Origin of the sequence: Coleofasciculus sp. C1-SOL-03 (genome assembly GCF_040220555.1) — a bacterium.
Taxonomy (GTDB): domain Bacteria; phylum Cyanobacteriota; class Cyanobacteriia; order Cyanobacteriales; family Coleofasciculaceae; genus Coleofasciculus.
In genome coordinates, this window is sequence record NZ_JAVJUO010000208.1 from 21715 (window position 1) to 31293 (window position 9579).

The 9579-nt window shown below is 45.1% G+C and carries 7 protein-coding genes; 3 read left to right on the top strand and 4 right to left on the bottom strand.

Annotated features, from left to right (window positions below):
• The first annotated feature begins 36 nt into the window (after positions 1-36).
• On the top strand, positions 37-627 hold the full coding sequence (locus RIE73_RS31905; RefSeq protein WP_446404992.1) for a hypothetical protein: 591 nt from the start codon (positions 37-39) through the stop codon (positions 625-627).
• A gap of 132 nt (positions 628-759) precedes the next feature.
• Here RIE73_RS31905 and RIE73_RS31910 read toward each other — a convergent pair whose 3' ends face one another.
• Positions 760-1092, bottom strand: coding sequence for a Dethiobiotin synthetase (locus RIE73_RS31910; protein ID WP_446404993.1), 333 nt, complete (start codon positions 1090-1092; stop codon positions 760-762).
• Positions 1093-1925: 833 nt separating this feature from the next.
• The gene (locus RIE73_RS31915; protein WP_446404998.1) at positions 1926-3362 is read right to left on the bottom strand and encodes a carotenoid oxygenase family protein; all 1437 of its coding nucleotides are present in this window, start codon (positions 3360-3362) and stop codon (positions 1926-1928) included.
• Between the two features lie 951 nt (positions 3363-4313).
• Here RIE73_RS31915 and RIE73_RS31920 point away from each other — a divergent pair.
• Positions 4314-4793 (top strand): NADAR family protein, encoded by a 480-nt coding sequence (locus tag RIE73_RS31920; RefSeq protein WP_446404994.1) that lies wholly within the window; start codon positions 4314-4316, stop codon positions 4791-4793.
• Positions 4794-5134: 341 nt separating this feature from the next.
• Positions 5135-7996: a GAF domain-containing sensor histidine kinase gene (locus tag RIE73_RS31925; RefSeq protein ID WP_446404995.1), complete on the top strand. Its 2862-nt coding sequence runs from the start codon at positions 5135-5137 to the stop codon at positions 7994-7996.
• A gap of 486 nt (positions 7997-8482) precedes the next feature.
• Here RIE73_RS31925 and RIE73_RS31930 read toward each other — a convergent pair whose 3' ends face one another.
• Both RIE73_RS31930 and RIE73_RS31935 read right to left on the bottom strand, forming a co-directional pair.
• Positions 8483-8977 (bottom strand): plastocyanin/azurin family copper-binding protein, encoded by a 495-nt coding sequence (locus tag RIE73_RS31930; protein WP_446404996.1) that lies wholly within the window; start codon positions 8975-8977, stop codon positions 8483-8485.
• A 4-nt stretch (positions 8978-8981) separates the two neighbouring features.
• Positions 8982-9308, bottom strand: a complete 327-nt coding sequence (locus tag RIE73_RS31935) for a M16 family metallopeptidase (RefSeq protein ID WP_446404997.1) — start codon at positions 9306-9308, stop codon at positions 8982-8984.
• Positions 9309-9579: the final 271 nt, after the last annotated feature.

Genomic DNA, 9579 nt, shown 5'->3' on the forward strand with positions numbered 1-9579 from the left:
TGTTTATAGGAAAAGCAAACCTCAAGGAGGCTGGCGATGAAGAAAAGTAAACTGGGGTCATTTCTATTCATTGGCATGATACTGGGGTTGACAGCCAATCCCGCTCAGGCGTTACCCGGTCAAACCGTGGAAACCGTCGCGGCTTGGATTGCGGCTCATCCGACCTTAGAACCCGGTATTGGCGATGGCTTAGTCGTGACTAAACAGAATACCGCCGCTCAACGATTTAAATTTGAAGCCTCGGTACTTCCGCCAGGTCAAATCGCCTTTCCCACGAATCGCGGTATCATTCAAAGTGAGCAAATTTCCTTCTATGACATGATTAACGGCGTGACTCCGGAACGACTCACAGAGTCACTGCGCGTTATTTATGGTCCAGCAATCTATCAAGATTACCAGAGAGCTAACCTGATATACGCTTATCCCACACCCGCAACCATCGATTTAGCTCGGCGACAGAATCGACCAATGCTAATAGCACGACAAGGCGAGCTTTTATTAGGCGATCGCTTTGCCTATTGGTTAGAAGTAACTCGAACTGAGAATGGCAAACCAATTAATGGGCGGATCACGGTTTTCTTGCCCGAAGATTTAGATAAACTTGAAATTGAGTTGCGAAATCGCTAGTACAAGAAGGCAGAAGTCCGAAGGTAGAGGGCAGAAGGCTATGAGGAACATAATGTAGCTGCTTTTAGGAAGCTTGTTAACTGGTTAGTATTTGAAGCCGCGCTGCACTAGCTATTTGTCTTATGTCTTATGTCAAACCCCTGAAAAAATACTCTCAACCTCACGAGCAATGCGCTTGAGGTCTTCATCGAGCAGGGGGGGCCAATTCACACTAACCCGGCGTCCGGCTTCAAACTGTTGTCGGCTCTCATAAGCCAACAAATATAGGGAATGAGCAAGTTCTCGGTCTAGAGTCGATGCATCTCGCAGACCCTCAAATATCATTTTCAGCGCTAATAAAATATTGGTGATTTGACCGGGAATCGGTGGTTGTTTAGACTTGAGACGTACTAAAAATGCGTCTTGATTTTGGTCAGATGCTGTGGCTTGATTAATCACAAAGTTACGGGCTGTTTTGTAATCCATTGAATGTTAATAGATGAGTTTACGCTGATAATTTTGTGCGAATACTATCGCTAAATCCGGATTAACTATTCCCTTGTTGGTTGGGACAAGGCAGAAGCCAAAAGATAAGTAGGTGGACATAATACCATTTCTTCGGAACATTACACTTCATAACTAGATTAAGTTATGTAAACAAGTTTCAACTTCTTACTGTTCCCCGTTCCTTCCTCATCTCCACCTTTAACTTTAATTGTGTCCACCTACTTACCCACTGTTTTCTGTTCCCTATTCTCAATCATCAAGTTTAATTCTAATAACTATAATTGCAACAAATATTTATCACAAATCTATAAATTTTATTCTCCATCCATAGTTGCTTCTGTTCGACTCCCTTAGTCGTCAATTTTATATAATTTATTATTTTTTCCAGTTTTATACGGATCAAGCATTGAACAGTCTGAAGCAAGTATTACATGACTTACGCATTTGAGATCTTTTTTGTAGAGGTTAATGTTTAACTCTCCTTAAAGAAGCAAAAACGTCAGTCTGGATATATAAGCGCTGCAAATGACATCTACAATGCACATTTATAGTTGGGTTTTGTCCGCTAGCCTGTCCATCTCTGAACCAGGAAGACTTGATTCCTCTTTTTGGGTAAACCAGCAGAAGTTAGTGCTAGCTTCAACAGAACAAAGTCCGCCCCCTGGTTGTAATCGAACTGATCCCCCTGACTGTCAACCTCGATAGTAGACTGCTTTGAAACTCAAGCCAGTTTAAAATATTTCGTGGTAACCTCCTTTTTATCGTCAGGTTATTTATGTTTAAGCATAAATAACCAACGACCAATGAAAACTTTACCCAACAGATTTCCACCTGCCATGAAAACTTAACGGAATGACCTGTGGTAATTGCAGCCGACAGACAGGTTCTTGATCCAGAGCATCGCTGTCATAGATCCACACTTCACTTTGGTCAGAATTTCCATCATAAACGATGGTTAAGATCCACCCCTGTTCTGGATTCAGCGCGTCAGGTGCATGGATGGGTTCTGAAGGATAGCGATTCTTACCCAAATCGGCTTCGATTAGGGTTTGGGTTTGACAATCAAAGCGGGCGATCGCACTATAAATTTCGCGACGGTGATCCATATCTTGGCGATGCAGTGCTAGATAAATGGAACGAGAGGTTTGACCCACTTGCGCGTCTGGAACCACTGGAAACTCGACGTATCGATCCAATAATTCCCGTTCGGCGATAATCATCCCAGTTTGGGGATGGATCTCAACCTGCCATAATGTCTCGTTGGTAACGGTATGAATCTCACCCATGGCGATGTCTTGGAGACGTTGGTTTGTGCCAAAATCCGGATACCGAATAAATTCGACCACGATAGAACCCTGCTGATTCACATAGCCATTGGCAAAATGCCACTGAAACCAAGGATCGGCTTCGCTACGGGCGGCTAATGAAAGCGTTTCTCGGTCAACGATTAAAATTTGGGTTCCTAATTGGGGACGCCATTCCATCGCCTCGCCAAAGCTACTCACCCCCAATGCGGCGGGTAGGAGATTCACCTGTACAGGTGGTACGAAAAAGACAAGATAAGAGCCTGCGAGGACAAAATCATGAACTAGGGGTATGCCGTTGAGTGGTATCGTTCCTTTTTGGACGATTTTGCCCGTTGAGTCGCTTTTGTAGAGATTTAAGCTGGAATTAAGTCCGATGCTGATGCCAAAGTTAAATATCTCACCCGTTTCTGGATCACACTTGGGATGGGCTGAAAACGAGTCTCCCTCGGCTAAATAGTCTAAGCGATCGCGTCCCCAAGTTTCTAAGGTTTGCAGGTCGAGTGCGTAAGGATTCCCGCCTTCCCACAGGGCTAGTAATTTATCCGGTAGGGGTAATACAGAGGTATTTGCTCTATTTTTCACAGGTTTACCCCACCGTTCCCAGATTCGCCCTGGGGCTTTGGTGCCATAGTTAGGGTAAAGTAATGTCCCGGCGGCGGCTTCGTCTTGATAGGCGGGGGTTTGCACGTAGCGATAGACCCCAGTGGCTGTAGCATCGGTGAAATGAACCGCTAAAATAGCGCCATCCCCATCAAACCAATGTCCCATCCGTTGACCCCCTCGTTCTAAACGGGCAGGTCCATTGCGATATAGAGAACCTCGTAACCCTTGGGGGATTCTACCAGAGAGAATCGGTAAGGGGGTTAGGGGAAATTCAGTGGCGGGTTGAGCGATCGCCTTTGCCCAAGCTTTACGGGTTGATGGTGGGGTAGCTGTTTGCATGGTTCCCGATTCAGGGTGACTATATTCTTCTATCTTAGTTAATTTTTGTAACAAAATGAGCGCTGTTTTTTTATCCATTTTTCTCCGAAACCCTTTTATAGATTAGGTTTCAGCACTATTCCTTGGCTATTGCGAACAAAATAGGGGGTTACACCCCTCATCCCCAAAGTGCTATAGTTTGATATGTAGATGCACCCTGATAATCAAGAGAGTCGCGCAAGTGACTCTTTTTTTTTTCGACATTCCCCCCATTACATTACAGATTTTAACGGAAAGTAAATTAGTTTATCATTTTGACACCATTGTCCGGAACAGTGATACATTAAAAATTGAAGCAAGCAAGAAAGCTTCCAGTGACAGATATTACACTTCCGTTCACTGTTGAGTTCAGGAGGTAAAATAACTATCCATCTTATTTCCCTTGTATCAGTAATATCTGCCACATCAGATAGTGAAACGATCCAACTGAACAATAGCAGCCCAACCATAGCCGCTAATATTTCCTCAATTAATTTTTGGGAGCAATGCAACTGAAGACCACTCAAGAGTAGTAGTTCAGTGCAACTCTATTTAGGCTAGTGATAGCAAGAGGAGATTCCTTAGATGAGTCAGGTCAGGCTGCTATTGTTTTAGCGGGTTTGGCGATTCACCTCACGTCATACTTTGCCCTCGTCTCAGACTTGATCAGCACGAATTTAGATTTTTTGACCCGCTCTCTCCCGCTCCTCAGCTCCCCCAGCTTTCCCTCTCCCTGCTCGTAAACGCCTCGTGATCGCTACCATAAGATTTAGATGTCAATCAGCCGTCGGTTGACCAATAAAAAGGACTAGATAACTAAACCCTTAAATCTGGGGTGGGCTTCAGGGATATCGTTTCCGACGTCGCACCCGAAACCATGACTCGTCTGATGACGAGGCTTTTTGCCCAGCGAAATAGTTTGACAGTTTTGCCATGACAATTTACTTTTATAAGGTTGAGGAACCCTATGGCTGCTTTTCCAACTTCTCTCCCCACCCGATCCAGATCGATGGCTGGTGTTGGCAAACCGTTGAGCATTACTATCAGGCGCACAAGTTCGTCGGGACGACAGACGAAGCCTTGATCAGGACAATCAAAAATGTGGCAACACCAACAGAAGCCGCCCTCCTCGGACGCGATCGCACCCGCCACCATCGTCCTGATTGGGAACAGGTCAAACAACAGATTATGTGGCGAGGGGTTTTGACCAAGTTTCTTACCCATCCTGATATTCAGCAAATCCTGCTGAACACCGGAGAAGAAGTGATTGTTGAGGATTCTCCCACAGATTACTACTGGGGGTGTGGTGAGGATCAAACTGGTGAGAATCATTTGGGAAAAATGCTGATGAATGTTCGTCAACATATCCGACAGCATGTAGCACAGGCGAACTGCAAACTCGTGGATCGGTAAATCTGAAACAGGCGCATACTCTTCCGCTTTCAGGTGATTCAGAGGAAACGGTAGAATCACATTTACCGTCTGATTCGCTGATGTGCATCTAAATTCAGGGGTGTAAAAGGTGTGGGGGTATGCCCATTAAAGGCGTGACAGACAACTCAGGGCGTTCAGGTTAGGGTTCGCTCACGGCTGAGTTTTATGTGAAAAATGATTTCAGCTCAAAGAATCCTTACACTGTAAGTTAAGTATATTCATACAGATTTGTGAAGTCGGTGCATCGAGCTAGACATCTGATTCGTAACTTGGATTGCCCCCTAACCCAGAATCAGAGAGTGTTTCATAGGAGTAGGACAGTGTTACAACCAGAACTCGATCAAGAAGACGTGTTGCGCCGGATCACGAATCGGATTCGCCAATCCTTAGAATTACAAGAGATTTTAAATGCCACAGTTGCAGAAGTGCGATCGTTGTTAGGAACTGATCGCGTCATGGTTTACCGCTTTAATCCGTCGGGTGGTGGACAGGTGATTGCTGAATCAGTCAACACCAATCGACTGTCTTCTCTCAACGGATTAAACTTCCCCGCCGATGATATTCCCGAACAAGCCCGTCAATTGTACCTTACCGAGCGCTTGCGTTCCATTGTGGATGTTTCCGAGGGACTAATTGGTTTATCACCCTTAGAACCCTCAGAAACGGAGAATCGCTCCACCCCGCAACCGATTCACTATCGTCCCGTAGATGCTTGTCATGTCAAGTATTTACGAGCAATGGGTGTCCAGTCTTCCATGGTTTTACCCATTGTCCATTATGATATTCAGGCTCAACGATCTCAAAAACGACTCTGGGGACTTTTAGTCTCTCATCACGTCACACCCCGTAGCATTAGCCAACGGGAATTGCAGATTGTCCAATCGGTGGTGGATCAGGTGTCCATTGCCATTGCCCAGTCTAATCTCTTATCCCAAACCCGTCAGCAGCATCAGATTGAAGCGACGATTAATCGTGTCTCTACCTTGCTGCATTCGTTACCCACAATTCAACTCCAAGCTGCATTACAAGAAACGGTTAGCGCTCTATCAAGTTGGGGAGGTAGACTCTATATCGCCCCAGATCGGGTGAATTCGAGGGCGGAGTGTCTGATATGGGGAACACAACCTACCCTGGAAGAGGGAGATAGTCCGACGATGCTGGAAGAGCATCCTGTGTTTGTCCAATGGGTAACCAGGGATAGAACCGTTGACACCGCCAATGGCTCATCTGAATCCACTTCGACTCCTGTCGGTTGTCAGCCACTCATCGTCAACGATTTGGATCAAGTCTCCGAGTTGGCGAGTCTGGCTCCAGCCTTTGATGGGACTCCCATTCGCGGGTGGTTAGTAATACCCTTGTATTATCGCTCCTCATTCCTGGGGTATCTAAGTATTTTTCGTTCCCAAGTGGTGCAAGAAATTTTGTGGGCGGGAGAGTTTAACACCAATGAAAAACAACGTAGTCCCCGCCAATCGTTTGAACAGTGGCGAGAAGTCAAACGGAATCAAGCTCAACCGTGGACGAATTACGACATTGAACTGGCGATCGCACTCGGTCATCATTTTGCCATGGCGATCGAGCAATATAAACTTTATGCTCAAGTACAAGCCCTAAATAGTAACTTAGAATGCCAAGTGGCTGAACGCACAGCGAAGTTACAACAATCTCTAGAGCAAGGGCGGGCGCTACAGCGAGTCACCAACCAAATTCGCAGCACTCTTGATCTGAAAACTACCCTACAAACGATTGTACGAGAAGTTCGTCAACTGCTGAACACTGACCGAGTGATTATTTATCGGTTTACCGATGATTCCCACGGTCAAGTTATTGTGGAATCAATGACAGGTGAGTGGTTATCGCTTTTAGATATTGACGATCCGCAACAGTATTTCTCGAAAGCCCAGATTCAAGTGTATCAGCGGGGTAATTTAGGAGTAATTAAGGATGTCACTCAAGCTCGATTAACTCCGGATCAACAAGAGTTCTTAAAACGTTGCCAAGTAAAAGCCGCTTTAATTGTCCCCATTGGGCTGGAAAATCCTCAAGCTCATGAGATACCCGTTATGCTGGAGAGTCTTCCTTGTCCCCGATGGGAGCAACCTCTGTGGGGATTTTTAATTGCTCAAGAATGTAAAGCTAGTCGAGATTGGCTTCCCTCAGAGATTAAACTGCTAAAAAAGTTAGCCGATCAAGCGGCGGTGGCGATTCAGCAAGCGGAATTATTTACCCATACTCAAGCCCAAGCCCAACAATTGGCAAGTGCGTTTCACCATCTTAAGCAAACTCAAGCTCAACTGATTCAAACTGAAAAAATGTCGAGTCTGGGACAGTTGATTGCTGGGGTCGCTCATGAAATTAATAATCCGGTTAATTTTATTTATGGAAACTTGGTTTATACGAGCCAATATGCTCAGGATTTACTGAATATTATTCATTCCTATCAGAAATATTATCCTCAGCCAGAGCCAGAGATTCTTGAATTGTTAGATCTCATCGACTTAGACTTTTTAGAAGGAGATTTACCCAAGCTTTTAGAGTCGATGAAAATGGGATCGGAACGGATTCGCAAGCTAGTTTTGTCGTTGCGAAACTTTTCCCGCCTTGACCAAGCCGAGAAAAAGTTAGTGGATATTCATGAAGGGATAGAGAGTACGCTACTGATTTTACAATACCGCCTGAAAGGGAAACCCAATCATCCAGGGATTCAGGTGATCAAAAATTATGGGGAGTTGCCGCTGGTTGAATGCTATCCCAGTCAACTCAACCAGGTTTTTATGAATGTTTTGAGCAACGCGATCGATGCGTTAGAAGACTGTGATTCAGATAACCAGAGGATTACGATTTCCACAACTGTTCAATCGAAGACTAATGAGAACCAATATAGTCCGAATAACACCACACAAATAGAAATAGAGAAGAATCAAGGCTCATCTCCAACTCATATCATCATTCAGATTGCTGATAGTGGTGCAGGAATTAGCCCAGAACTTCAATCACAAATTTTCGATCCCTTTTTTACAACTAAGCCGATTGGTAAAGGAACGGGTTTAGGGCTTTCGATTAGTTATCAAATTATCGTGGAAAAACATGGGGGAATCTTTAAATGCAGTTCTCAGCCAGGAGAAGGAACTGGATTTTGGATTGAGATTCCCATTCGTCAATCTCAAAGCGAGGGTAAATAGGGGCTGCTGAATAAGTTTTGTGGTGGGGTAGGGAACTGGGGTTGTAGAGACGTGCCATGGCACGTCTGGAAGCTGGGGAAGCTATCGGAGAATTGAGATCAGCTTACGCTACTCCAGATCCCCGACTTCTTTGTTGAAACCCTGATTATCCCGAATAAATTGGATTCTCCAAGTCGGGGATCTACCGGAAGTTGACAAGGATTGTGGCTTAAGTTGACACCATTGCCGGGGGAGCAAGCCCTACTTACAGCGCTTAATTCTGTAATAAAGTACAGTAGATTAAAGTCCCCCTTTTTAAGGGGGATTTAGGGGGATCGAAAATGTACCGCATAGCAGAGCAAACTGCTGTATTATTTCCTTATCCCGCCGATCGCGTCTAGGGGATTGTTGGCAGAAAATAGTCTCAATCATACTCCGTCTGATGCGATCGCACTTCACTCATCTTAGGAAAAGTTAACCAACGTGCGATCGCCTTTTTTAACCAAGTTATTCAGGTTTTATGGTAATTTCTCCTACCATACCAGCTTCTGTATGTCCAGAAATTGAACAATGAAGTTCGTAGGTTCCGGGTTTCATTGGTACAAATACCCACTCAGCCTCGCCACTGGGTTTGAGTTCCAGTTCGTGGATTGCTCCTTTAACTTCGACTTTGGCGGCTTCAACTTTTTGCGTCCAACTTGCATCAGCAAAGTCTTTGGCGGTGAAGTAGTGCTTTTGAGGACTAGGATTATCCAGCAATAGTTTATAGCGTTTGCCTGCGACAAATTCAAATTGGTTGGGGAAGAACTTGAGTTCATTGGCTGAATTGCCTAAACTCACGTTAACTTCTATGGCTGGAGTCGCCGCGATCGCGGGGAAGCATAGTAGGTTAATTCCGAGAATTAGTCCAATGATTGCGGTTAAGCATCGGCGCAGCCATTGATGTTGGTAGGGGGGATGGAGAGGGGCTAAAGCCCCTACTACGAGCCGATTTAAGGACATTTGTTTAGTCTTGTACTGAACCTGCTGTTACGATTACTAGATTATCAGGATGGAGTAATTCTTTCGCCGCCTGATTGACTTGTTTGACGCTAACGGTTTCAATGTGACGCACAAACTCTCGCAGTTCGTCGGGGGTTAACCCGTAAACTTGATTGTCGAGAATGGTTTGGGCTAGGTTATCGGGATGGGCAAGGGTGACGGGATATTGGCTGGTAATTGAGCGTTTAGCGGTAGCTACTTCTGCGGCTGTAACTCCTTGCTCTTGGATCTGTTGCAGTAGAGTAATGGTATTCGCGATCGCACGTTGAGTATCTTCGGGGGCGGTTTGCATTTGAACAGACCCCAACTAATTGCAAGCAATCTAGTTGGGGATTCTCTCCTGCTGTTACCACGAAGAGCCGCTGTTCTCGGTGGACATCAGGAACTTTTGCCTTTATGCCCCTCCTCGCCATTTCTGCTAAGGAGTTAAGACTGAAAAGCCTTATGAACGCACTAAGATTTTTACCCAGTAGATGCGTTATTGTAACAAATAGTCTCTACTGGAACCCTATAATCTTAAGTTTTCTAGGTTCTACCTGTAGGTCGTGCCGAACAAATAAATG

Excerpts from the sequence above, each read along its gene's own strand:
- RIE73_RS31935 (WP_446404997.1), bottom strand. The coding sequence starts at position 9,308 with ATGCAAACCGCCCCCGAAGATACTCAACGTGCGATCGCGAATACCATT.
- RIE73_RS31930 (WP_446404996.1), bottom strand. The coding sequence starts at position 8,977 with ATGTCCTTAAATCGGCTCGTAGTAGGGGCTTTAGCCCCTCTCCATCCC.
- RIE73_RS31905 (WP_446404992.1), top strand. The coding sequence starts at position 37 with ATGAAGAAAAGTAAACTGGGGTCATTTCTATTCATTGGCATGATACTG.
- RIE73_RS31915 (WP_446404998.1), bottom strand. The coding sequence starts at position 3,362 with ATGCAAACAGCTACCCCACCATCAACCCGTAAAGCTTGGGCAAAGGCG.
- RIE73_RS31920 (WP_446404994.1), top strand. The coding sequence starts at position 4,314 with ATGACAATTTACTTTTATAAGGTTGAGGAACCCTATGGCTGCTTTTCC.
- RIE73_RS31910 (WP_446404993.1), bottom strand. The coding sequence starts at position 1,092 with ATGGATTACAAAACAGCCCGTAACTTTGTGATTAATCAAGCCACAGCA.